The 26,043-nt window shown below is 28.7% G+C and carries 24 protein-coding genes and 1 tRNA gene; 6 read left to right on the top strand and 19 right to left on the bottom strand.

Annotated features, from left to right (window positions below; all coding sequences use genetic code 11):
- Positions 1-61: 61 nt before the first annotated feature.
- From ACQY5W_RS04485 to ACQY5W_RS04440, 10 genes are read right to left on the bottom strand one after another with little or no spacing between them, the layout of a single operon-like run.
- On the bottom strand, positions 62-1,474 hold the full coding sequence (locus ACQY5W_RS04485) for a CCA tRNA nucleotidyltransferase (protein WP_428023750.1): 1,413 nt from the start codon (positions 1,472-1,474) through the stop codon (positions 62-64).
- On the bottom strand, positions 1,446-2,261 hold the full coding sequence (locus tag ACQY5W_RS04480; RefSeq protein ID WP_428023749.1) for a mechanosensitive ion channel family protein: 816 nt from the start codon (positions 2,259-2,261) through the stop codon (positions 1,446-1,448). The genes ACQY5W_RS04485 and ACQY5W_RS04480 overlap by 29 nt, the downstream gene beginning before the upstream one ends.
- 9 nt (positions 2,262-2,270) lie before the next feature.
- Positions 2,271-3,989 (bottom strand): proline--tRNA ligase, encoded by a 1,719-nt coding sequence (locus tag ACQY5W_RS04475; protein ID WP_428023748.1) that lies wholly within the window; start codon positions 3,987-3,989, stop codon positions 2,271-2,273.
- Between the two features lie 10 nt (positions 3,990-3,999).
- Positions 4,000-5,292, bottom strand: coding sequence for a glutamyl-tRNA reductase (hemA, locus tag ACQY5W_RS04470; protein ID WP_428023747.1), 1,293 nt, complete (start codon positions 5,290-5,292; stop codon positions 4,000-4,002).
- A gap of 3 nt (positions 5,293-5,295) precedes the next feature.
- A complete protein-coding gene (locus ACQY5W_RS04465) occupies positions 5,296-6,192 on the bottom strand; it encodes a polyprenyl synthetase family protein (protein ID WP_428023746.1) in 897 nt (298 codons plus the stop codon).
- A gap of 11 nt (positions 6,193-6,203) precedes the next feature.
- Positions 6,204-6,473: a DUF2018 family protein gene (locus ACQY5W_RS04460; protein WP_428023745.1), complete on the bottom strand. Its 270-nt coding sequence runs from the start codon at positions 6,471-6,473 to the stop codon at positions 6,204-6,206.
- 1 nt (position 6,474) lies between these two features.
- Positions 6,475-7,767 carry a histidinol dehydrogenase gene (gene hisD / locus ACQY5W_RS04455; RefSeq protein WP_428023744.1) on the bottom strand — a complete coding sequence of 431 codons (1,293 nt, stop codon included), beginning with the start codon at positions 7,765-7,767 and terminating at the stop codon, positions 6,475-6,477.
- 7 nt (positions 7,768-7,774) lie between these two features.
- A complete protein-coding gene (locus ACQY5W_RS04450) occupies positions 7,775-8,287 on the bottom strand; it encodes a shikimate kinase (protein ID WP_428023743.1) in 513 nt (170 codons plus the stop codon).
- Positions 8,288-8,320: 33 nt separating this feature from the next.
- Positions 8,321-11,236: an ABC transporter substrate-binding protein gene (locus ACQY5W_RS04445; protein WP_428023742.1), complete on the bottom strand. Its 2,916-nt coding sequence runs from the start codon at positions 11,234-11,236 to the stop codon at positions 8,321-8,323.
- 26 nt (positions 11,237-11,262) lie between these two features.
- Entirely contained in the window at positions 11,263-12,150 is an 888-nt protein-coding gene (locus ACQY5W_RS04440) for a 1-aminocyclopropane-1-carboxylate deaminase/D-cysteine desulfhydrase (RefSeq protein ID WP_428023741.1), read from the bottom strand.
- 43 nt (positions 12,151-12,193) lie between these two features.
- Between ACQY5W_RS04440 and ACQY5W_RS04435 the strand changes: the two genes are divergently transcribed.
- The 4 genes from ACQY5W_RS04435 (at position 12,194) to ACQY5W_RS04420 (ending at position 15,980) form a co-directional block, all read left to right on the top strand.
- Positions 12,194-12,670 (top strand): MotA/TolQ/ExbB proton channel family protein, encoded by a 477-nt coding sequence (locus tag ACQY5W_RS04435; protein ID WP_428023740.1) that lies wholly within the window; start codon positions 12,194-12,196, stop codon positions 12,668-12,670.
- On the top strand, positions 12,667-13,056 hold the full coding sequence (locus ACQY5W_RS04430; RefSeq protein WP_428023739.1) for an ExbD/TolR family protein: 390 nt from the start codon (positions 12,667-12,669) through the stop codon (positions 13,054-13,056). Before ACQY5W_RS04435 ends, ACQY5W_RS04430 begins: the two co-directional genes overlap by 4 nt.
- Positions 13,057-13,138: 82 nt before the next feature.
- The gene (locus ACQY5W_RS04425; protein WP_428023738.1) at positions 13,139-13,819 is read left to right on the top strand and encodes a response regulator transcription factor; all 681 of its coding nucleotides are present in this window, start codon (positions 13,139-13,141) and stop codon (positions 13,817-13,819) included.
- A 1-nt stretch (position 13,820) separates the two neighbouring features.
- Positions 13,821-15,980, top strand: coding sequence for a cache domain-containing protein (locus ACQY5W_RS04420; protein WP_428023737.1), 2,160 nt, complete (start codon positions 13,821-13,823; stop codon positions 15,978-15,980).
- Here the strand turns inward: ACQY5W_RS04420 and ACQY5W_RS04415 are convergent.
- From ACQY5W_RS04415 to ACQY5W_RS04380, 8 genes are all read right to left on the bottom strand, one after another.
- The gene (locus ACQY5W_RS04415; protein WP_428023736.1) at positions 15,977-17,032 is read right to left on the bottom strand and encodes an AbrB family transcriptional regulator; all 1,056 of its coding nucleotides are present in this window, start codon (positions 17,030-17,032) and stop codon (positions 15,977-15,979) included. The two genes, ACQY5W_RS04420 and ACQY5W_RS04415, sit on opposite strands and share 4 nt — an antisense overlap.
- Before the next feature lie 23 nt (positions 17,033-17,055).
- Entirely contained in the window at positions 17,056-17,898 is an 843-nt protein-coding gene (locus ACQY5W_RS04410) for a universal stress protein (protein ID WP_428023735.1), read from the bottom strand.
- Positions 17,899-17,907: 9 nt separating this feature from the next.
- Positions 17,908-19,413, bottom strand: coding sequence for a tripartite tricarboxylate transporter permease (locus ACQY5W_RS04405; protein ID WP_428023734.1), 1,506 nt, complete (start codon positions 19,411-19,413; stop codon positions 17,908-17,910).
- A 4-nt stretch (positions 19,414-19,417) separates the two neighbouring features.
- On the bottom strand, positions 19,418-19,864 hold the full coding sequence (locus tag ACQY5W_RS04400; protein ID WP_428023733.1) for a tripartite tricarboxylate transporter TctB family protein: 447 nt from the start codon (positions 19,862-19,864) through the stop codon (positions 19,418-19,420).
- Positions 19,865-20,106: 242 nt separating this feature from the next.
- Complete coding sequence (locus ACQY5W_RS04395) at positions 20,107-21,066, bottom strand: Bug family tripartite tricarboxylate transporter substrate binding protein (protein ID WP_428023732.1); 960 nt, start codon at positions 21,064-21,066, stop codon at positions 20,107-20,109.
- A 309-nt stretch (positions 21,067-21,375) separates the two neighbouring features.
- Positions 21,376-21,460 (bottom strand) — tRNA-Leu (locus tag ACQY5W_RS04390).
- A 45-nt stretch (positions 21,461-21,505) separates the two neighbouring features.
- Complete coding sequence (gene fbaA, locus ACQY5W_RS04385) at positions 21,506-22,573, bottom strand: class II fructose-bisphosphate aldolase (protein WP_428023731.1); 1,068 nt, start codon at positions 22,571-22,573, stop codon at positions 21,506-21,508.
- A gap of 13 nt (positions 22,574-22,586) precedes the next feature.
- Positions 22,587-23,396, bottom strand: a complete 810-nt coding sequence (locus ACQY5W_RS04380) for a peptidylprolyl isomerase (protein ID WP_428023730.1) — start codon at positions 23,394-23,396, stop codon at positions 22,587-22,589.
- A gap of 213 nt (positions 23,397-23,609) precedes the next feature.
- Between ACQY5W_RS04380 and hsrA the strand changes: the two genes are divergently transcribed.
- Positions 23,610-24,296 (top strand): homeostatic response regulator transcription factor HsrA, encoded by a 687-nt coding sequence (hsrA, locus tag ACQY5W_RS04375; protein ID WP_428023729.1) that lies wholly within the window; start codon positions 23,610-23,612, stop codon positions 24,294-24,296.
- A 16-nt stretch (positions 24,297-24,312) separates the two neighbouring features.
- A complete protein-coding gene (locus ACQY5W_RS04370) occupies positions 24,313-25,638 on the top strand; it encodes a sensor histidine kinase (protein WP_428023728.1) in 1,326 nt (441 codons plus the stop codon).
- Here the strand turns inward: ACQY5W_RS04370 and ACQY5W_RS04365 are convergent.
- Positions 25,610-26,038 carry a CoA-binding protein gene (locus tag ACQY5W_RS04365; protein ID WP_428023727.1) on the bottom strand — a complete coding sequence of 143 codons (429 nt, stop codon included), beginning with the start codon at positions 26,036-26,038 and terminating at the stop codon, positions 25,610-25,612. The genes ACQY5W_RS04370 and ACQY5W_RS04365 overlap by 29 nt on opposite strands.
- Between the last annotated feature and the right edge of the window lie 5 nt (positions 26,039-26,043).

Raw genomic sequence — 26,043 nt, 5'->3', positions numbered from 1 at the left:
ATTGGTGAGTAGGCAGACTAAAGAAACGCCATATGTTCTTTTTATATTCCGTCATATATGCCTATTCACCCGTGGATATCTTATATTGTTTTTTTACCCTTTGTAATATTTGCTTTTTTTCCAAATTTTCATCAAGTTGTAAATCAAAAGCAAATTCTAAAATCTCTTTAAATAAAACTCCAGGCTTATAACCCAAATCCATCAAGTCTTTTCCCATTACTATAGGTTTTGGTCCACTATTACTAACTTCTAATTGACTAGCTTTATTTTTTAACCAAGAAATAGCTTCGTGACATTTACATTTATCTTCTATTGTTCGTCCTAAACAATCAGCCAAACAGACCAAACAAAGCATCTCAATATCAACTTTTAGCGCTAATCTTTTAACAGCTTTATCACTACTATTATGCAAATACAATTGAAAAGGTGCAAGATGATTTTTAACCAAAGGAATAATTTCTGCAATTAGTTTTTTGTCATTTGTAAGTTTTTCTAAAAATGATACTGTAGGCTCTATTCCCAAAGACTCATGTTTATAGGAAGTAATTTTGTTTTTTATCATTTTTGTACAAAGTGGTTTTCCAAAATCATGGCAAAGTATTGCAAAAAATAGAACTAAATCTTTATAATCATCACCTGTTTTTAATTTTGCCATCTCATCTAAACTCATAAGGGTATGAATCCAAACATCACCTTCAGGATGGTATTCTGGTTCTTGAATACATCCTATTAAAGCTTTCAATTCAGGAAAATATTTTAAAATACCTAACTCTTTCATAAGTTCAAACCCATATGAGGGTTTAGATGATTTTAAAAAAAGTTTTTTTAATTCTTCAAAAATTCTCTCTTTTGCTAACTCTTCCAAATCACCAGAGAAAACCATTTTTTTGCATAAGTCAAAAGTTTTATTATCTAAAGTAAAACCAAATCTTGAAGTAAATTGTATAGCTCTATATACTCTTAGTGGGTCTTCAATAAAACTATTATTATCTATATGTCTTAAAATTTTGTTTTCCAAATCTTTTAAACCATCAAAGGGGTCTAAAAACTCATTTTTTACGAAATCATATCCAAGTGCATTAATTGTAAAATCTCTTCTCCTAGCTGCTTCTTTGAAGCTTAAAGCACTATTGCTGATAACTTCAAAACCTTTATGACCTTTTGATATCTTTTTTTCAACTCTAGGAATAGCAAAATCATACTCATCATTGCCAATACAAAGTTTTAAAACTCCATAGGATTTTCCCACAAGTTTTACTTTTCCAAATTGTTCTAAATATTCTCTAAGGGTTTCAAAATTTTCCACATGGAAAACTTCTATATCATAATCTTTTATTTCTAAGTTTAAGAAGTGATCTCTAACGCAACCTCCCACAAGAATAGGAGTTGTCCCTTTTTCTTGTAAAAGATTGAGTATCTCTGTTAGAGTTTCAGGTAAGTTGATACTAATTTTTTTCGTTGTAGATATGTACATCTCTTTGTGGAAATGGAATTGAAATTCCTTCTTTATCAAAAGTATTTTTAATCTCTTCAGTTAATCCCCATTTTACATCCCAATAATCAGGTGTCATAACCCAAGCACGAACTACAAAATTAACAGAAGAATCAGCAAGTTCTGCAACTGCAACTGTTATGCCATCATCTTTTAAAACTTTTTCATTTGATTCAATTATTTTAGTAATTGTCTCTTTTGCTTTTTTCAAGTCATCACCATATCCAACACCAACAGTTAAATCAACTCTTCTTTTTGGATGAGCATTAATATTTACTATACTTCCAGCTGTAATAGCTCCATTTGGTACAAGAATTTTTTGATTATCACCAGTTGTAAATTCAGTGTTAAAAAGATGTACTTCAGTGATTTTTCCAGTTGTTCCACCAGCAGTTACCACATCACCTATTTTAAAAGGTTTAAAGAAAATTATCATAACTCCAGAAGCAAAGTTTGATAAAGAATCTTTAAGTGCCAAACCAACTGCTAAACCAGCAGCTCCTAAAATAGCTAAAAATGAAGTTGATTTTACACCTACTTGTTCTAAGGCAGTTAAAACAACTACCACAAGCAATAAGTAATAAATAATATCATCAAAAAATTTCACAAGTGTTTCATCAAATTTTGGGTTTTTCTTTATAATAACAACCAAAATATTTGTTATTTTTTTTGCTAACCATTTACCCACAACAAATATTACAATTGCAAGTGCTACATTTAATGAATATAAACCAATCACATCAGATACTGTTTCTACACTATTTCCCATCTTCTTTCCTTAGATTAATTTTTTTAATTTAGTAACAACTTCACTTAAAGAAACTTCTTCTTTATCTAAAGTTTTTCTGTTAACAATTTCCACCATACCATCTTCTAATCTTTTTCCAACAACAACAGCATATGGAAAACCAATTAGTTCAAAATCACTCATTTTAAATCCAAATCTTGCATTTACTCTATCATCTAAAATTGTAGAAATTCCTGCAATTTTTAAATCATTATAAATCTTTTTACCAGCTTCTAATTCTTCATTTTTTTTAGCATTTGAAACAATTACATCAACCATAAATGGAGCTGATTCTTTTGTCCAAATACATCCTTTATCATCATGATGTTGTTCAATTACAGTTGCAACAAGTCTTGATACACCAATACCATAAGTTCCCATTACAAAAGGTTTTGATTTTCCATTTTCATCTAAAAAATTTGCACCTAATGGTTCAGAATATTTTGTTCCTAGTTGAAAGATATGTCCAGCTTCTATTCCTTTTGTATGAATAAGTTTTCCACCACAACAAGCGCAAGTATCACCCTCTTGAACAGCAATTAAATCAAAATATTTTACATCTTTTAATGTTGTTAAGTCAGTACCAGTAAAGTGATAGTTTTCTTCATTTGCACCACAAACTAAACCAATCTCATCTTTTAGTTCATTATCAATAACAAAAGTGATATTTGCAGGTAAATTAAATGGTCCACAATATCCAGCAACCAAACCTGCACTTAAAATATCATCATCATTTGCATCTATTAACTCTAAAGCATCAACTGCATTGCATGCTTTTGTCTCTTCAAGTTCATCATTTCCTCTTACAAAGAAAACCACAACTTCTTCTTTTTCTTCATAAATAGCTTTTTTAATAACTGCTTTTATTGATTGTGCTTTTGGTGTACTTAAAAAGTTTGAAACATCTTCAATAGTTTTCATACCTTCTGTTAAAACTTTTTCCATCTTAATTTCAACAGCTGTCAAATCATACCAAGTATTTGTTTCTTTTTTTGCTCTAGTAGCTGCTTCAATATTTGCTCCATATTCACAAGCTTCACATACAACAATAGTATCTTCACCAGAGTTTGCTAATACCATAAACTCTTTACTTCCACTTCCACCAATAGCTCCACTATCAGCAGCAACTACACGAAACTCTAAACCTAATCTTGTAAAAATCTTTTTGTAAGTCTCTTCCATAAGATTAAATTCTCTAATCATATCTTCTTCACTAGAATGGAAAGAATAAGAGTCTTTCATTAAAAACTCTCTTCCTCTCATAAGTCCAAATCTAGGACGTGCTTCATCCCTAAATTTTGTATTAATTTGATATAAATGAACAGGTAAATCTTTATATGAAGTAACTCTATTTTTTACTAGATTAACCATCGCCTCTTCATTTGTAGGACTTAAAACAAAATCTGCCCCTTTTCTATCTTTGATTCGAAGCATCTCTAGACCCATTTTAGAAGCACGACCACTCTCTTCCCAAAGAGCAGTTGGTGTTACAAATGATAATTGAACTTCATTAAGTCCAGCATTATCAAGTTCTTCTTTTACAATAGCTCTAATTTTATCTAAAACTATTTTTCCTAAAGGCATAAAATTATATAAACCAGCACCCTCTTGGTTGATAAATCCACCTCTTATTAGATATTGATGAGAAGGTAAAGTGGCATCTTTTGGAGCTTCTTTTGTCGTTGGTATAAACATTTGAGAAAATTTCATTAATATATTCCTAATTATTAAATTTTATTACATGGTCACATTTAAGTGAATTAGACTTATCTTCAAGTCCAAAAACAGATTGTACAGTTCCTAATACTAAATCACATTCTACATCTTTTGAAATCTTTTTTAATCTTGTTGTTGGCTCATGTAAAAACTCATTTAAAACTGTTTGACAAAGTTTTTTAATATTTTCCTCATCTTCAGATTTTATAAAACCTTTTTTTATAGCATTTTGTAATTTCTTTTGAATTACATCATCACCTTTTACATAAAGATGTTTTACCACAGGTTCTACTTCAAGAGATTTTAACCACTTAAAAAACTCTTCTGATTCTTTTAATACAATCATATATGCTTTTTTAGCTTGTTCAGCTCTTAAAGTCATATTTGAATTTACAATATCTTGTAAATCATCAACCGCATATATTTTAAGATTTGGACTATCAATTTCTTCAATATCCCTTGGAACTGCTATATCAAACCAATATCTGTTAAAAGAACAATTTTTTACCATACTCTCTTTTATAATTGGATATGGTGCAGAAGTTGCTGTAATCATTACTGGTATTTCATTTAAAAGTTTTTCTAAATTTTCATATGGCTCTACTTGAACATCAAAATCAAAAGTTTCAACAAGCATTTTTGCTTTTTTAATATCTCTACTTGTAAGAATAATATCAAAACCTGCTTTGTTTAGATGTTTCATTGTAAGCTCACTCATCTCACCAGCACCAATAACTAAAGCTTTTACTCCATTTGTATTTTGAATAATATCTTTAGCCTTTGCTACAGCAGTTGAAGCAACAGAAACAGAACCTGTCCCTAAAGTGGTCTCATTTCTAACATTGGCTGCACACTTAAAAGCATAATTCATAGCCTTTGATATCTCTTTTCCACAATACCCTTTAGATAAAGCTAATCTAAAAGCATCTTTTAATTGTCCAACTATTTGTGTCTCACCAACAACTAAAGAATCTAATGCTGAAGCTACAGAAAAAAGATGATGAATTGCACCTGAATTATCATATATATCAGCTCTTTCAAGTAAGTTCTCATAATCAAGTCCTGAATACTTTGCTAGGATTTGAAAAATTTTCTCTTTTGATTGTTTGATATTTGTAGTTGTAGTCATAATCTCAACTCTATTACATGTGGATAATAAAACTACCTCATCAATAGAGTTATCAGATTGTATTGTTTTTAAAAAAGTTTCAACTGAACTCTCATTTGAAAATGCAATCTTTTCTCTTGTTTGTAAGTCTGTATTTTTATGTGTAAAAGAGATGCTTAAATAACTCATGACCTAAAACTCTCTTTCTATCATTTCTTTCATAATCTTAATTAATCCCTCAGAATTTTCATCTTCCAAAATCATAATTGCCTCTCTTCCTAAAGCTTTTGCTTGAGAAATTGCATCATTTAAAGAGTCTGTTCGCTCCATTTGTTGTTTAATCCAAAGGGCTTCTTCTTCTGTCAACTCTTTTTTAAATAGTGATTCTAATTTTGTTTTATCATCTAATCTTTGATGTAATAACAGATATGGAATAGTTACTTTTCCTTCAACAAAATCAAACATTGCTGGTTTTCCTAAAGTAGTTGAGTCTTGAGTAATATCTAAAATATCATCAATCATTTGAAAAGCAAGACCAAGATTTTTTCCATAAAGTGCATATTTTTCTTCATCTTTATTTACCAAAATAGCAGCACTTGCAGCACTTGCTTCTATTAAAGATGCTGTTTTTTTATAAATCATATCAAAATATTTTTTATAATCAGTATTAAAAGTTTCAGTTAAATCAATATCCATCATCTCACCAATACTTAATTTAGTAACAGCACTTGAAATATTGTATGCAACTTTTTTATTCATTTGAGAAAGTTCAGTAAAGGCTTTAGAGTATAAAACATCTCCAAACATAATAGCAGTTTTAGCATCATATAAAGCATTTACAGAAGGGCTTCCTCTTCTTGTATCTGCTTCATCAATAACATCATCATGTAAAAGTGATGCAGCATGAATCATCTCAACTATTGCACACAGTTTTATTGATTCTTCATTAACTCCAGCTATTTTTAATATCAATTTAGAACGCAACATCTTTCCTGTTGCTAGATGTCCAAAAAGCTCTATACTCTTTTCATCCTCACACTCTTTTACAAACTCTAAAATCTTATCTTTTACTATTTTTAACTCTTCCACTACCAAATACCTTATGAATCTAATCTACAAATAATTTCACCTGTAAATTCAATATACAAATCATCTTTTACTTTAGAAACTTCATCAAGGTTTTCTAAAACAAAAGAGTTTATATCTTCATTTACATCATAGTTCTCACCTTTATCTTTTGATAAAAGTAATTCCATAGCTGCATATTTTTCTAATATTTTGTCTAACTCATCACTTACAATTTCACTTGATGCGTGTTTAATTACATCCAAGAATTTTGATTTTGGAGTTCCAAATAAAATATCATCCATATTATTTTTCTAATCTCACTCTTACAGATTTAGCATGGGCTGTTAGACCTTCTGTATCTGCTAATAATGCACAAGCTTCACCTAACTCATCTATAGCTTCTTGAGAAAAACTAATAATCGAAGATTTTTTCAAAAAATTTTCCACATTTAATGGGCTATAAAATTTAGCTGTACTTCCAGTAGGAAGAGTATGGTTTGGACCTGCAATATAATCACCTATTGGTTCAGGTGTATTTTTACCTAAGAAAATTGCTCCAGCATGTTTTATTTTTGGTAATAATTCAAAGGCATTATTAGTCATTACTTCCAAGTGTTCTGGTGCTATTTCATTCATAAGTTTTATAGCCTCATCCATATTTGAAGCTACAATAATAATACCTCTTTCATCAATAGATTTTTTAGCTATTTCTCTTCTGCTTAACTCTTCTAAAAATCTATCAACCTCTATTGAAGTAAGCTCTGCTACTTTGTCACAAGTTGTTATCATAATAGAACTTGCCATCTCATCATGTTCTGCTTGAGAAAGTAAATCAATAGCTAAATATCTAGGATTTGCACTTGCATCACTTAAGATTCCAATCTCACTTGGACCTGCAATCATATCAATATTAACTTCCCCAAAAACCAACTTTTTAGCAGTTGCTACAAAAATATTTCCCGGACCAGTTATAACATCAACTTTTGGAATAGTTTGTGTCCCATATGCCATAGCAGCAATTGCACTTGCACCTCCTACTTTAAAAGCTTTTTTTATACCACAAATATAACATGCTGCTAAAAGTAATTCATTTATCTCATTGTTTGGAGTTGGAGTACATACAACTATTTCCTCAACACCTGCAACTATTGCTGGGATTGCATTCATAAGTAAGCTACTTGGATATGCAGCTTTTCCACCAGGAATATAAAGCCCTGCTCTATCAACAGCAGTTACTTTTTGCCCCAAAATTGTTCCATTTTTTTCAAAATCAATCCAAGATTTTGGAAGTTGTTTTTCATGGTAAGCTTTAATTCTATCATATGCTATATGAAGTGATTTTTTAAGTTTTTCATCAATATTCTCATAAGCTTTTTTCATATCATCAAGAGATATTTCTAAATCACTATCTTGCTTTACTTCCCATTTATCAAATTTTGAAATATGCTCTTTTATAGCACCATTTCCTTTTTCAACAATCTCTTCAATAATATTTGTAACTATTGCAGAAACACCTTTGATATCAGTTTTTGCTCTAGCTAGTATATTTTCAAACTCTTCTTTAAAATTTGAATCTGTAGTATTTATTATTTTCATTTAGTCCTCATTCACACTTACTTAGTAGCTCTTTGATTATATCTTCCATATCTCTAGCTTCCACATCAACTATTACATCAGAAACTCTTTCATACTCTTTTACTCTTGTTTCATAAAGTTTTTTTGCTTCATCTAAATTTTTAAGAAGCGGTCTTTTATCAAGTTTTTGCTTTGCATTTGGAGCATCATTAATTCTTTTTAAAATACCTTCAAAAGATGATTTTAAATAGACAACTTTACCAATATTTTTAATATTTTCTTGTCTATAAAATCCGCCACCTGTAGATATAACGGTATTCGTAATTGACTTTTCTAGCCAAATAGAACACTGTTTTTCTAAATCTCTAAAATAAGATTCACCCTCATCTTTAAAAATCTCTTTGATTTTCTTTTTTGTAATACTCTCAATTAAGTCATCAGTATCTATTGAAAATCTTCCACTGTATTTAAATAATGCACGGGCAACTGTACCTTTACCTACACCCATAAAGCCGATTAGTATAATATTGTTTTTATTCATAGTTTGCGATTATATCTAAATAAAAGTAAAAGTTTAAAGGGTTGGCAGATAAATCAAAAAATTGGCACCCTTTAGTGTTTTATTTTCCCATTCATATTCTTCATTTTTAACTTCAAGTTTTCCATTCATATGATTTTCAATTATTTGATGGGTCATATATAAACCAATTCCAGTTCCATTACTTTGGTGTTTTGTCGTAAAATATGGCTCATAAATTTTATCAATTATATCAGATGGAATTCCACCACCACTATCTTTTATTGATAATACAAGATAATTATCTTCCTTATAAAGTACAAAAAATATGAACTTATTTTCATCTTTATCATTTAAAAGTAAAACATCTTTTGCATTATTAAATATATTAACTGTTGCCTGAATAAGTTCATTTAAATACGTATTTATCTCTAAGTTTTCACATCTGTTTTCTACAATCAATTCAATGTTATTATCTTTTAAACTACTTATAATCAAATTTTTATTTTTTTCAATAATTTGATTTGAACTTATATAAGTTTTCTTTTTATCTGTTTTATAAAAATTTCTAAAATCATCTATAGTTTGAGATAAATATTGTGCTGACTCATTCATATTATCTAAAGATGAAAGAATAGCTTTTTCTTCATATTCACCTAACATAAATTTCAATTTTAAACCTGTTGACACCGCACTAATCACACTCAATGGTTGTCTCCATTGATGGGCAATATTTCCAATCATTTCACCCATTGCAGCCATTTTTGATTGCCTAAAAAAGATCATTTCTTTCTCTTTTATCTCTCTTAAATCAATAACACTGATTATATATACAGGTTTACCTTCAAAATTAGTTGTTTTTACTTTAACTAAAGATGGAATAATACTTCTATTTTTATTTTTTATATTAACCTCAAAGGGTTCATGATTTTCATATAGATTTCTAATAATCTCTTTTTTTGAACTATTTTCAATATATTCAAAAATATTTTTTCCTATTAGTTCACGTTTTGATTCATAACCTAATAAAGATACGCCATTTTCATTTGTATCAATACAGATATTCTTTTCAACCACAAAAATAGAATCCATAGTAGAACCAAGAAGGGTTTCAAAACTCTTTAAAGTCTTTTCAAGCTCCTTTTGTATTCTTTTAAATTGATTGTTACTCTCTTTTAATTTATTTTTTTGCTCTTCAATTTTTTTATTTTTTTGAATCAACTCTTTTTGTTTATAACCAATAAGAAGTAAAATAACAAAAAAACCTATGACTATTTTCCATACAAGAGAATAGTCTATTCCTTTTTCAAACTTAACATTTATCCATTTATTATAGATTTCATGCTTTTTTTCTTCTGGAATATTTTTAATAAGCTTATCAAAAATTTCTAATAAAATTAAATCATCTTTTTGAACTCCAACGCTTAAATCCAATGAATCATCAAATTTACCTGCAATTTTAAGTTCACCTATAAAGTCTTTTTGTATTTCATAACCAATGACAGATAAACAATCAATGAAACCATAAATTTTTCCATCTGCAACCATTTGTAAGCCATCTTTTAAAGTATCAACTTCAACTATATTTTTATAATTATATTTTTTCTTTAATATATCAACTATGGCATAATTTTTTACAACACCAAGTTTTTTTTCTCCAATTATAGCTTTTACATCAGGGATAAATAACTCATTGTTTTTTGTAGCAACAACAAAATGAGAAGAGAGATATGGTTTAGTAAAATTTATATATTTATCTCTTTCTTTTGTATTCATTGCAAGAGAAACAATATCACATTTTTTTGCTTTTATTTTATCTAAACTTTCACCCCAAGTTTTTGTAGAAAGTAGTGTAATTGGTACTTTTAAAATATTTTGAAAATAATCCATATAATCTTTTGAGATACCAATATGCTTTCCATTTTCTATTTTCTCAAGGGGAGGCCAATTTGGATCAATACACATTTTGATTTGTTTTTTTTCTAGTAAATATTGTTTTTCTTTTGTATTTAAAATATTTTTTGATTTAAGATATTTTGTATCAAAAACAATATCTTCAATATTTATATTTTTATTAGTAGAAAACTCTTTTAATTTAAATAAAATATCCTTCACCAAATCATCTCTAATACTACCTAGTTTATAAATATTTGGCATCATTAACTTTTGTATTTCATTTGCTTCAAAAAGTAAAGCATCTTTTGATTTTAGTTTAGAGTATTTATTATAAATTATATCAACTAACTCTTCTTTGTGTTCAAAGGCATATTCCCAACCCTTGTTTGTAGCTTCTATAATTTTCTTCATCTTATTAGGATTTGATAAAGCACTATTTTTTAAAGTAAATAAATTTAAGCCAAAAGTATATAATCCATAGTTTGCTGGATCAACAACATTATAAGGTATTTTTGATTTTTTGATTTGATATAACTCATTTGATAAATAAGCTGTCGTAATATCTACTTTGCCATTGATAAAATCGTCTGCAGAAAAAGTATGTTCTTTTATCTCTTTAAAATCTGATTGTTTTATTTCAAACTTTTTAAGTAACTCTGCAAGAATAGATTTATTTAGTTGACTTTTTTCTGCCATTAAAATTTTATTTTTAAAATCATATGGAGTAATAATATCTTGCTTTGATATAAATACCAATGCAGATTTTTTCATATAATTAGCTAAAAGCATTAAAGGAGTTTTTTCATCATAATATTCTAATAAAGATAAATCAAAAATACCAAAATCTGCTTTTTTGTTTTTTACTTCATTTATAACATCTATACTATCTTTAAATTCTAATAGCTTAACATCAAAACCAAAATCTTTATAAAATCCCTTTTCATATGCAGCAATAAATCCTGCAAATTCAAATTGATATTTCCAATTAAGTTGAATTGATACTTTTTCTAATTCTTTAGCATTTAAAGTATTAAACAGACAGAATAGTAATATTAGAAGTGATTTAATTAATTTCATGGTTTAGCATTCTAGTAAATTTAAACTTAAAGGTATTTGTTTTCATAGCGTTTTATCATACTTTCATTTCCTAATATGCCACCTTGATGTATATATAAAATTTTATTCTGTGTAAAATATTTTGAAGATATTAAGTTAAGCCATCCTAAACTATCATAGAGTAAATCAAACTCTATTTGAGTTTCATCTAAAAGTTCTAAGTGAATATCATAGAACTCTTTATAAAGTTTTCCAAAATGGTATTTCTTTTTATTTTTTAAAATTGTTGGGTGTTTTGATTCATCACTATTCAATTGTAAAAACTGCTTTTTAAGGTAAGCTTCATCTCCAACACAAGCACAAGTTAACACTTCCATATCTAAATGTTTCTGTAAAAAAAGTGCTGTTGTTCCAGTTCCACTTGGTAAAAAAATTTTTAGATTATTTTCATCATTATCTTTTGCCCAATTCATTATTTCATCTGCTAATATTTTAATACCAGATTCTGCCTCTTTTACCCTTCCACCCTCTTCTATATAAATATAATGCTCTTCATTTTTTAAAATATTTTCTTCAACATACTCTTGTGTTGTTTGTTCTATATTATTTAGCTCTATAATATTTGCACCATTTTTTAATGCTTCTTTATAATTTCCATGGGGATTTTGTTTTAAATAAGAAGCAATATGAGAAACATAAAAATCTAGCTTAACATTTTTGATTTTTGCTAATACAGATAAAGAGTACAAAGAATTTGCTTGAGGTGAACCAAAAGAGATAATCTTTTTGATACCATTAAAATCATAATTTAAAAAATAGTAAAATTTTCTAGCTTTATTACCCGAAAAATATTTGTCTAATAAATCATCTCTTTTTATAAAAACTTGATGATTTTTAAAATTTATTGTGTCAATTGGTGAGTTTATATATTTCATTAAACTTATTATACTAAAATAACAAAAAAATTTGGAGTACTTTATGGATTTGATGCAATATGTTGACAAGGGTGGTATTATTGTTTACATTCTTATTTTTTTAAATATTATTGGATTTACAATTATTATTTGGAAATTTTTAACACTACCTAGAAAAAATGCAATGGTACAAAAAATAAGAGAAAAAGTTAATACTCAAAATGGTCTTACAATATATGCACAAATAGAGTATGAAGTAAAAAAACTAGAAGCAGGTTTAACATATGTAAAAAACATAGCTTCTATCGCTCCACTTTTAGGTCTTTTAGGTACTGTTTATGGAGTATTTAAAGCCTTTGAATCCATCACAAAAAGTGGTTTAGGCGACCCAACAGTTTTTAGTAATGGTATTTCAATAGCACTTATTACTACAATAGCTGGACTTATTGTTGCTATTCCTCATCATATTGCTTATAATCACTTTATTTCTCAAATAGATGCCATAGAACTTAAAGCTAAAAAAGAGATTGTTGCTTCATGAAAAGAAGGGAAACGTTAGGAATAGATTTAACACCTGTTATAGATGTTGTTTTTATTTTATTGATTTTTTTTATTGTAACTTCTGTATTTAAAAAGGAAGAATTAGCACTTATTTTAGACTTACCAAAATCAAGTGCAAAGGAAGCTGAAGTTTCAAAGGATGATATTTTTATAGAACTCTCACCTACAAAGTTAGCTATTAAAGGTATAGAAGTTTCATTTGAATCATTAGAAGATAATCTAAAAGAGATAAAAGACAAGACAAAACCTTTGATTGTAAGAATTGATGAAAAAGTAGAATACAAAAGAGTTGTAAAAGTTTTGGATTTACTTCAAAAATATGATTTAAATAATTTAGCTTTGATTACAGAACAAGAAAATAAATAATTGCTATCTGATACCTAGAATTTTATTTTTTTTTAACTTTTTTATTTTATCATGATATTTAAACTAAACTTTAGAGGATTTTATGACAATCGATAAACAATTTTCTCACTTAAAACTCCTTTATATCGAGGATGATGAAGGTATTAGAAACATTAATAGTCGAATCTTAAATAGAATGTTTCAAAGTGTCTATGAAGCAGTAAATGGTGAAGATGGTCTAAAAAAACACGAAATGTATAATCCTGACATAATCATAACAGACCTTAAAATGCCACTTCTTGATGGTATCTCAATGGTTAAAAAAATCAGAGAAAAAGATAAAAAAACAAGAATCATAATCACTACAGCTTTTACAGAAGAGCAAAACCTCATAGATGCTGTAGAACTCGATATTGTAAGATATATTGTAAAACCACTAAATCAAAGAAACCTCATACCCGCTTTAGAAAAAGCAATTGAACAGTTAGGAGATACAGGAAAACTCTCTCTTGGTGAAGATATCACTTTAAATATGAACAATAATATTTTAATAAACAAAGACAAAGAGTTTAAACTTACAAAAAAAGAGTTTTTATTTTTAGAACTATTAGCAAAAAATCCACAAAGAGTTGTACATTACGAAGAAATAGAATCATATATCTGGTATGATGAGCCTATGAGTATCTACTCTTTAAGAACACTTGTGGGAAATATTCGTAAAAAATTTAATCTAGAAGAATATTTACAAAATATTTCTGGTATAGGTTACAAACTGGTAAAGTAATATGAAAGAAACTGGTCTTAAACGTCTTTTACTTTTTAGCTCAACTATTGTGATTATTATAATCACATCAATAGTAAGTTACTTTTTAATAGTAATTGAAAATAGAAACTTTGAACAAGAAACAAAAAGAATAGAAAAAGAGTTATTAGACAATAAAAAAAGATATTTAGAAAACCGTTTAAAAATGATTATCAAAGAGATTAATTTTGATCGAACTTTCATAAAAAAATTTGAACTAGATAAAGTAGATAGCTATGTCAATGCCATCTCAAAAACCTTAAATACTGTTGAGACAAAAAACCTCAAAGTTATCAAAAAAATTCTAAATGGATACAATACAAATAACGATATAAAACCTTTTGTATTTTTTGGAGATGGTACACTATTTTGGAATCCAAATAATCCAAAAACTGAAGGAAAAAATTATTTTGACTTTGAAGATATCAATGGCTTTAAATATGTCAAAGATATGATTATTAGAGCGAAAAGCAATAACCATACATCTAGACATCATATCTGGTATCTACCAAATAGTTCAGTACTTTCAAATAGCACTGCATTTGTTAAATATGTTCCTCGCCTTAATTTAGTTGTGGGTGCATATATTTCTAAAGAGTCCATAGAAACAACTATAAAAAATACAATATTAGAAAAACTCTCTAAGTACAAATTTGACAAGGATTCATTTTTATATGTTGACTACTTTAAAAGCTATAATATGTCTGATAATGTATCAAAATCCTTACTTCATCTTGGGGATAAAGAGTCCTTAATATCATTAGAAGATAAAACTTTAAAAAAACAGATTACTGATATTTTTTTAACAAATGGATTTAATGGAATATATTCAAAAAATATAGAGTATAAAGATACTCACTACTTAATATATACTTCCTTATTAAATCAATATAAATGGATAATAGGTATTGGTGAAAATTTAAAAGAGCTTTACAAAACAAAAGAGTTAAAAAAACAAATCTCTGAACAAAACCTAAATAGCAAAATATCTAATCTAATCTTTTTAAGTATTATTACTGCTATATTCTTTTTTATAATTTCAATATTTTTAGTGAAAAAAATCGAAAAGATTTTAATAAACCATCAAAAAAGAGCAGATATAGAGTCAAATAAATATCAAGCTTTGTACCAATATAGTAACGACTCTTTTTTACTGGCAAATGAAAGCTACAAAATTATAGATGCAAATCCAAAGTCAACTACCCTTTCAAACCTCTCAAAAGAAGAACTATTATCAGAATCATTAAAAAACCTTTTCCCACAAATAGATTTTGAAAAAGTTCAAACTCAAAAATCAGGGTACTATAGAACGGTATTTAAAGATGCTTTAGAAAATAAAAAAACTGTTGAGTTTACCTTTGTCTGGCTAGATATGGAAAATGAAAAAATCATCTTTGCTTCAATTAGAGATATAACTGAAAGAATAAATCTACTAAATGAAAAAAGAGAGCAAGAACAGATTTTAATACAACAGTCTAAAATGGCTGCTATGGGTGAAATGATAGGAAATATTGCTCACCAATGGAGACAACCTCTTAGTCAAATCTCTGGATTATTTATGGATATAGCTTCAGCATATAGCTATAAAGAACTTGATGATAAATATCTCCATACTGTTATAAATGAAGCAAATGATATTATAGAATATATGTCCCATACAATAGATGACTTTAGAAACTTTTTCAATCCAAATAAACCAAAAGAGAACTTTTTAGCATCAAAAGCACTTGAAAATGCTATAAAAATCATAAAATCATCTTTTGATTTTCAAGGAATCAATATACAAAAAACAGTAAAAAGTGAAAATCCTATTTATGGATATCCAAATGAATATTCACAAGTTATTTTAAATATTCTTTCAAATGCAAAAGATATATTTGTTGAAAGAAATATAAAAAATCCACAAATAATAATAGAGATTAATAAAGCTGAAAATAAAACATGTTTAACTATCTCTGATAATGCAGGTGGAATAGAACAGAAAAGTTTAGAACGTATTTTTGAGCCATACTTTACAACAAAATATGACTATGGTACAGGTATTGGTCTTTATATGTCAAAAATCATAATAGAGAAAAATATAGGTGGAACAATCAGTGTATCAAACTCAGAACTAGGTGCAACATTTACAATTTGTATTTAAAACTCTTTATCTTTTGTATGCTTTTCAAAACTCTTATGTATAGCAGGTAAGATTGCCATAATTATAAACATTCTAAAAGTATGATGTAGTGCTACAAATGGTACATTTGCAGATACTAAAATAGCTATTAGATTCATATCACTTTGTCCACCAGGTGCAAATGCTAATAATACAGATAACCATTGCTCACCAGTAATCCAAATAGAAATAGAGCAAAAAATCAATGCCAATAATATCAGTCCAACAAAATGCCCCATACCAAATAACAAAACTTTTGCAAGTTCTTTAAACCCAATCCCATTAAAAGATGAACCAATAGATGCACCTAAAATAAGTTGTACTATGTTAATTATCTCAAATGGAGGTTTATCATTTATAAGATTAAAAATATAAAAAAACATACTAATAATCATAGGTCCTAGTAAACTAGCAGCAGATAACTTAACTTTATTTCCAATCCACCATCCAAATAATCCACAAAAAATCATAAGTAAACCGTCATTTAATTGTAAATCAACAATTGAAGGAAGTAAACTACCAGAATTTGATTTAGGAAGCTCTATATTTAAAAATGTATGAATTATAAAAGGTAGAGATACTACCATTATCATAAGTCTAGAAGATTGAGCCAGTATTACTTTTTGGACATTAGCTCCTGTACTTTGAGCTAACATAACCATCTCAACAAAACCTCCAGGTTGAGAGGCAAAAAAAGCACTATTTTTATCAAGACCTACAAACTTATTATAATAGTAAACCCCAAATACACTTGAGACTAAAACAAAGGGTATGATTAAAAGAATACTAAACATATAATGGTGTAAATCGTTTAAAATAAATGCACTAAAAGCACTTCCTACAGTTACACCAATTATCATTTTTGCAGGGTTTGCAATACTTGAAGTAAGTTTTAATGTAGTAATTTTTGGTATATTACTTGCGATGGCAACTGTAAAAACAGGACCCATCATCCAAGGTAATGGCAATGATAACACTTTGAAAATAACTACTCCTATAAGAGCAAATACAAATGTTACCATTACTTTTTTCATAAAATATTCTTCAGTATAAAGTTTTAATGTGTCATAAATACTGGAATATCTGAGTGTTCAAACAGATACTTTGTAGCAGCTCCAAACATGATTTCACGTAAACCTTTATGTCCAAATGCACCTGCAACAATCATATCAAAGTTGCCATTTTTTGCTGCAGTGAGGATTGTTTGGCCTGGGTATTTTAATGTTTTTACAAGCTCTACAGTGGCATTTATTCCATGTCGAGAAAGATACTCTTGTATCTTCTCTAGTTTTGAAAAATCTGGATCATACTCTTTAGATGAAACTATATGAACTCTTTTTGCTTGCTTTAAAATTTCTATTGAAGATGTTATTGCACGTGATGATTCAACAGAATTGTTCCAACCTATTATGATAGACTCTGTACTAAACTTTTTCATAACTCTTGGAATCATAATAACTGGTTTTCCACTTTGAAGAACACTTGCTTCAAATGTAGCTGTCATCACACCATTTGGTGGAGTTGCAGCAACTACCAAATCACAGAATTTTGATTCTTCTTCGACAATAATACTTCTTTTTCCATGTTTTATCTCTGCATATATTGTAGCTTGTTCACCAAGATTTTTCTTAGTAATTGGAATATTTAATTCATTTGTAACTTCTATAAGTAATTCTTGAAAATTATTATTCTCTATTTCATAATGATTTGCAATTGCACCTTTTAATTCTTTAAGAACAAAAGAAGGGATATTATAACCATTTTGGACATCCAAACCAGGTAAACACTGAAGAACTTCAAGATGTGCATTAAAATGTTTTGCAACTAATATTGCACCATAAAGTCTCTCTTTTAATTCAGAACCCCCACCAATTGGGAAAAAAAACTTTTTGTAACTCATGAATACCCTTTAGTTACTTTTATTAACTTTTTTTCTATATAGTTTTACTAATATAGGTACAAAAATCATAAATAGTGTCATAATGTATAATACTACTGCATTTGTAGAATCATACAAAATACTCCAATCTCCAGCAGAGATAGAAAGTGCACGTCTTAAATTATCTTCAAATAGATGTCCAAGAACAAATCCTAAAATAACTGGTGCTAAAGAAAACTCTAGCTTACGTAATATCCATCCTAAAAGTCCAAGACCAATAATCATATAAAGATCAAAAGGGTTTCCTACAACAGAATATACACCAATAAATGCTAATACAGCAATCATAGGAGTTAGATATTGTTGAGGGATTGTTAATAATTTTGCAAACATACCAACTAAAGGTAAATTTATAATTAATAGTGCAAAGTTACCAATAAACATAGAAGCGATTAATCCCCAAGCAATTTCTGGTCTTTGTTCAAACATAAGTGGTCCTGGTTGAACATTAAACAGTAATAATGCACCAAGTAAAATAGCTGTTGTACCAGATCCAGGAATACCAAGAGTTAACATAGGTACCATAGCACCACCAGCAGAAGCATTATTTGCAGCTTCAGGAGCAGCTAATCCTCTTGGATCACCATTTCCAAAATCACCTTTATCTGCAGCTAATTTTTTTTCTGTACCATATGTGATAGCAGATGCTACAGATGCACCTGTTCCTGGTAAAACACCTACAAAAAAACCAATTAGAGATGATCTAAGAATAGTCCACTTAACAAACATAATATCCTTAAAACTTACAAAACTTTTCCCTATAGGTAAAAGTGTAAGATTACCACGAATTTGTTGCTCTACTAAATGAAATAACTCAGCCATACCAAATAGACCAATAACCACAACTAAAAAGTCAATACCAGCTAAAATATCAGGGATATCAAAAGTAAATCTTGGAACACCTGTATTAGCATCAATACCAATTGAAGCAAGAGTTAATCCAATCAATGCAGCAAAAAGTGATTTTATAGCATTTTTCCCAACTAAAGATGAAAGTGAAGCAAATGCAAAAACCATTAAAGCAACATAATCTGATGGATTAAATTTAACTGCAAATTTTGCTAACATTGGACCAAACATTGCTAGTAAAACAACTGCTAGTGTACCACCCACAAAAGATGCTATAGCGGATAGTGACAATGCCCGACCAGCTTCACCTTTTTTAGCCATAGGATTTCCATCTAGTGTACTCATAACAGCACCTGCATCTCCAGGGACGTTTAATAAAATAGATGATATACGACCACCATACTCTGCCCCATAATATATACCAGCAAGTAAAATAAGTGCTGATTCAGGAGGCAATCCAAAACTATAAGCTATTGGTAATAAAATAGCAACACCATTAATTGGACCTATACCAGGTAAAGCACCAATCAATGTACCAGCGAAACATCCCAATAGTACTAGCAGTAGATTCATTGGCATAAATGCAACGCTAAAACCATGGGAAAGACCTAATAAGACTTCATCCATAACATTATCCTAATAAAAATTCAAGTAGCCCAGCAGGCAAATTCAACTCTAATATCATTGCACATAGTACATAACCTATAACTCCTAAACCAATTCCAAAGTATATAGATTTCAAACTACTTGCTCCTAATAAACGCGCAAATAATCCACAAAATAAAAAAGTAGAAATAATAAAACCAAGTGGTTCATAAGTATATGCATATCCAAATAATAAAATAGTAACTGTAAATAATCTTATAAAAACTGATTTTGATATAGCTAAAGAGATTGAATCAGGTTTTAATAATAAATATAAAGCACTTAAGCCTGAAAAAATTGATAAGATTTGTGGCCAGCTTTCTGGACCTAATGGATCATATTGGAATGGTGCTTTAATAACATTAAAAGCGATATATCCATACCCTACAATCAAAAATAATGAAATTGTTGCAAATATTCTATCAGCAATCATTTTTATTCCTTTTAAATTGTCCCAATTGAAAAGGGACCCAAAATTATGACTTCTTTTAGCGATGAAAATAAATTTCATCTAAAGAAGCAAACCCTAAAGTGAACAACGTGTTGTTCTTAAAATTGTCCCAATTGAAAAAGGACCTAAAATAATAACTTCTTTAGATGAATACAGATTTCATCTAAAGAAGAAATTTTAAAGATAGAGTAAAACTAATTACTCTATCTATACTATTTAATTGATTATTTTATAAGACCTGCGTCTTTTGCAATCTCTCTAAGCTTTGCAATTCTTTTTTTAATAGAAGCATCAAGTTCTGCACCAGCCATATCTAAAGGCATAAGACCTTTTTCTTTTTGAACCTTTTTAAACTCTTCTGTTTTATATGCGTCTTTAAATACTTTTACCCAAGCTTTATATGCTTCATCTGAAACATTTTTACCCATATAATAACCTCTTAAAATTGTCCATTCTGCATCATATCCTTGCTCTTTAGCTGTAGGGAATGAAGCGTAAGGTTCAGGTAATCTCTCAGGTGAAAGAACTGCTAAAATTCTCATAGTACCAGCTTCAAGGTGAGAAGCCATCTCTCCAACATCTCCCATATAAACACCAATACTTCCACCAAGTAATCCAGCAATAGCATCCCCACCACCATCATATGCAACATATCTCATTTTTTTAGGGTCTTTATTTATTGATTTAAGAAGTAAAGCACCTTTCATCCAGTCTTGAGACCCTACTGATCCACCAGCACCAAAGATTATACTTTCATCTTTTTTAAGGTCATTCATTAACTGTTCTAATGTTTTATATTTACTATCAGATTTAACAACTACAGCACCAAAGTCAGCTCCAGCTGTTGCTAAGAATTTAACATCATTTTCAGTCCATTTACCATATTTACCTGTAGCAATATTAAGTAGTGAACCAGAAGAGAATGCAACTATAGAGTTAGGGTCATCTGTTCTTGTTGTGTTAAATTGATTAATTGCAACAGCTCCAATACCACCTGGCATAAAAGTAACTTTCATCAATCTATCAAGTTGACTTTTAAGTCCTGTTTGAGCAATTCTACATGTTAGGTCAAATCCTCCACCTGGTTTTGCAGGTGCAACACATTCTGGTTTTTTTATTTCAGTTGCAAAAACTGAAGCACCAATTAACGTAGTAGCCATTAATGCTATAGAAAGTTTTTTCATAATTTTTCCTTTGATTTATTTTTACGACTTAATCGTAAAATAAAAAAATAAAAAAAAAATAAAATTGTATTTTTTTTGTAAAATTCTTTTTTCATATTATTTGTATTGATTTCTAATATTTATTTTTGTTAGTTAAAGGTAAATTATTGTTATCGCATAAGTCATATTTTTTTAATTGGCGAGATAAAAAACTAAATCTACCAAAATATGTACCATGATTTATTAAAAAGTAGTATATTAGTTTAGTTAAATATTATATCAGCAGAAAATGCTTATTTCAAAGGATTTATTGGATTACATACAGTGTGGTGGTACCGCTAGTCGGACTTGAACCGACAAGACCGAGGTCACCGGATTTTGAATCCGGCGTGTTTACCAGTTTCACCATAGCGGCACACAAGCTAGTTAAAACTAGCTTGGGATTATATATTTTTATAGATTAGTTCTTGTTTAAAGCTTTTAAATCAGAAAAAGCAATTTCCAATCTAGCAATCATAGATTCCATTCCAGCTCGCAACCATTTTCTTGGGTCATAGTGAGATTTGTTTGGTTTATCTTCACCCTCTGGGTTTCCAATTTGTCCTTGAAGGTAGTCATGATTTTTAGCCTCAAATTTTCTCACACCATCCCAAAATGCCCATTGAGTATCAGTGTCAATATTCATTTTAACAACACCATAATCAATAGCTTCTCTTATCTCTTCAAGTGCAGAACCTGAACCACCATGGAAAACAAAGTTTACAGATTTTGGAGCAACATTATGTTTTTCAGAAATATATTTTTGTGAATTGTTTAAAATCTTAGGACTCAAAACAACATTTCCAGGCTTATATACCCCATGTACATTTCCAAAAGATGCTGCAATAGTAAAACAAGGTGATACTTCTTTTAACTGCTCATAAGCATAACATACTTCTTCAGGTTGAGTATAAAGTAAAGCATTATCAACATCACTATTATCTACACCATCTTCTTCACCACCTGTAATTCCAAGTTCAATTTCAATCATCATATCAATGATTTTCATTCTTTTGAAATATTTCACACAAGTACTAACATTTTCTTCTAAACTCTCTTCAGAAAGGTCTAACATATGTGAAGTAAAAAGTGGTTTACCGTGTTTTGAGTAAAATGACTCACCAGCTTCAATTAAACCATCAATCCAAGGTAAAAGTTTTCTTGCAGCGTGGTCTGTATGTAAAATAACTGGTACCCCGTAAGCCTCTGCTAAAGCATGCACGTGCATAGCTCCTGAAATTGCACCATAAACTGCTGCATTTTCATCTTTTAATCCTTTACCAGCAAAAAAACCAGCTCCACCATTTGAAAACTGAATTATTATTGGTGAATTAACTTTTGCAGCTGCTTCTAAAACAGCATTTACTGAATCTGTACCCACTACATTTACAGCAGGTATTGCAAAAGAGTTAGCTTTTGCATATTCAAAAAGTTTGTGTGCTTCACTTCCACTTAACACACCTGGCTTAACAATATTTAAAACTGACAATTCATTCTCCTAATTATTTGATTACTATTTTAGCATCTTTTTTTAATTTCTCAACTTCTTCTTTAATCATTTTTCCATATTTATCTTGAACAATTAGTTGAGTGATTTTTGCTTCTACTTTGTCATAACTTAATGTTTGAGCAACTTCTTTATTTTCTAAATAAATTACATGATAACCAAATTGAGTTTTTACAGGAGCTTTAGTGTATTCACCTTTTTTAAGTTTCATTGCAGCATCAGAAAATTCTGGTACCATTTGTTTTGCTTGAAATTTACCTAAATATCCACCTTTGTCTTTTGTTGGACCTATTGAGAATTTTTTCGCTAACTCTTCAAATGAACCTTTTTTATTTTTTGCAATATCAAGTTTTGCAATTATATCTTTAGCTTCTTTTTCAGTTTTTAATAAAATATGTCTTGCTTCTAAAGTATCTGGTGTTTTAAATTTGTCTTTATTTTTTTCATAAAAACTTTTTTTCTCTGCATCATCTGCTTTAACTTTTACGAACTCTTTTTGCATCCATAGTTCTAGTGCTAAATCTTTTTTGATTTTTTCTAAAGCTTCTAAAAACTTTGCATCTTTTTCAATACCACTACTAATTGCTTTTTGTGTTAATAATTTTTTTTCAATTAATTGTTCTATTACCTTATCTTTTGTCTCTTTTGGTAAAGCATCAAATTGAACATTTTGTCTTTGTAAAAGTTGATTTACATCTTGAGTAGTTATCTCTTCTCCATTTACAGAGGCATAAGATTCAGCTGCACTTAAAGTTGAAGCAGTTAATGCCAAAGCCGTTACAACACTTAAAATTGTTTTTTTCATTTAAAATCCTTAAATTTATTATGGCGCTATTTTACCTATTTTTTATTAATATAGAGTTAACAGTCATATATTATAATTTTATTATTATTTAAATGTTACTTTAAGAAATTTTAAAATTTAGCTTAAAAAGTCTTTAAATTTGTAATATTTTATGATATAATTCGCAAAAATTAAATTTAACTTAAGTTAAACATAAGAAAATAAGGGATGTAGATGAGAATTTTAATCATTGAAGATGAAATAACACTTAACAGAACGTTGCAAGAAGGGTTAACTGATTTTGGTTACCAAGTTGATGCAGCAGAAAACTATAAAGATGCAGAATATTTTATAGATATTAGAAATTATGACTTAGTATTAACAGACTGGATGTTACCAGATGGTGATGGTATAGAGTTATGTAAAATTGTAAAAAATAGAAGTAATAGAACGGCAGTTGTTATTATCTCTGCAAGAGATGATAAAGATAGTGAAATCGAAGCATTAAAAGCTGGTGCTGATGATTATATTAAAAAACCATTTGATTTTGATATTTTACTTGCAAGAATTGAAGCAAGATTAAGATTTGGTGGTACAAATATTATTGAAATTGATGAGTTATCAATTAATCCTGATGAAGAAAAAATCCTTTATGCAGGTGAAGAGATTGAATTAAAAGGTAAACCTTTTGAAGTATTAACTCACCTTGCTAGACATAGAGATCAAATCGTTTCAAAAGAGCAATTACTAGATGCAATTTGGGAAGAGCCAGAATTAGTTACTCCAAACGTAATTGAAGTTGCAATTAACCAAATTAGACAAAAAATGGACAAACCATTAAACATCTCTACAATTGAAACTATCAGAAGAAGAGGATATAGATTCTGTTACCCAAATACAGAAGAAGATTCATCACTATAATCCCAAAAGATTAATAATGAAATTGAAGAGCATTTATAAACAGTTTTATCAAAAACTTATAGTTGCTACTTCTCTTTTCATAATCACAATTTCATTCTTATTTTATGGTTATACAAAAGCCACCATTTATGAAGGTATTAAAGAAAGTCTTTATAATGATGCAAAACTAATATATCAAATAAGTGTTAATAATGAACAAACAAAAGATAATTTCAACATAATCACTAACTCTGGAATTATTGTTGATATTATTACTTATGAAGAAATTTCAGATGTACAATATAAAGATTATAAACAAAATAATGACTATTTTATAGAAATTTTATATCCATTTGATGTTCAAAATCACAAATTTATTAAAATCGTAAAAAATGTGAACTATGCAATTGCTATGCTAAATAAAATATTTAATAATGTAATCTTACTATCTATTGGTGGATTAATCATGGTAATTTTATATGCCTTTACAGTATCAAAAACCCTTTTACGTCCTATTATTCAAATCACAGATAAATTATCTAATATGGATGAAAATTATTTAACTAAAATTGATAAAAGTAATTTACCCATCGAATTTCATGCCTTAGCAAACTCAATTAATAAACTTACCAATAGAATCCAAACTTTTGTGATGTTTAAAAAAGAGCTTTTTGTTGGTGCAGCCCATGAACTTAAAACTCCTCTTGCTGTTATGAAATTAAAAAATGAAGTTACTTTAATGAAGCAAAGAGAACCAGAGAGATACCAAGAGACTTTAAAACTAAATATTCAACAAATAAATGATATGAATAAAATGATCTCTTCTATTTTAGATATTGGTAGACAAGAAGGAGCTCAATTTGAAAAAGCAGAAGAGTTAGATTTAGTTCAATATATGAAAATAAAAGCAAATGATTTTAGAATGTTAAGTGCAGAGAAAAAAATTACTATAACATATTATGCAAGTGTAAATAATTTTTACACATCAATTCAACCAACACTTTTAAATCAAATTATCCAAAACTTTATGCAAAATGCAATTAAATTTACGCCTGTAGATAAAAGTATTGCCATAGTTTTAGATCGTATAAATGATAGAGCTGTAATAACAATAACTGATGAAGGAATTGGTATTGATGAATCAATAGATTTATTTGCTCCTTTTAAAAGAGTAGGTGAAGAAAGTGGTGCTGGACTAGGGCTCTTTTTAGCAAAAAATGCTGCTGATACTTTAGGTGCTACAATTACACTTAAAAATAGAACCGATGGTAAAAAAGGGACTGTAGCAAAAGTAGAACTTCTGAACAATCCACACTTAAAAACTATTTCGAAAGTTAAAACAGACTCCCGTGCTCTATTTTAGTACATTTGTTTTGTACTACTTTCATACCAGCATCTTTTGCTTTTTGTGCAGCAGCATTATTTACAAGTCCTAACTGTGTCCAAACTGTATCTATATCTCCTCTTTTAATACAAGCATCAACAATAGCTGCAATAGCGTCTGGTTTTCTAAATATATCAACCATATCAACTTTAAAAGGTATCTCTTCTAAACTTCTGTAAACCTTTTCTCCCAAAATAGTCTCTTCTTTTGGATAAATTGGAACTATTTTAAATCCAGCATTTTGTAAATATTTTGCTACCATATTACTTGCTTTACTAGCATCAGGAGAAAGTCCAGCTATTGCAATAGTTTTTGTATTATTAAATATCTCTCTTATCTCTTCATTATTTGAATTAACCGTGGGAAATTCACACTCCATTTTTA

The sequence above is a fragment of the Arcobacter sp. genome, assembly GCF_050300555.1.
Lineage (GTDB): Bacteria > Campylobacterota > Campylobacteria > Campylobacterales > Arcobacteraceae > Arcobacter.
The sequence above is the reverse complement of the archived record's forward strand: the minus strand, read 5'-3'. Positions and strand labels throughout refer to the sequence as shown.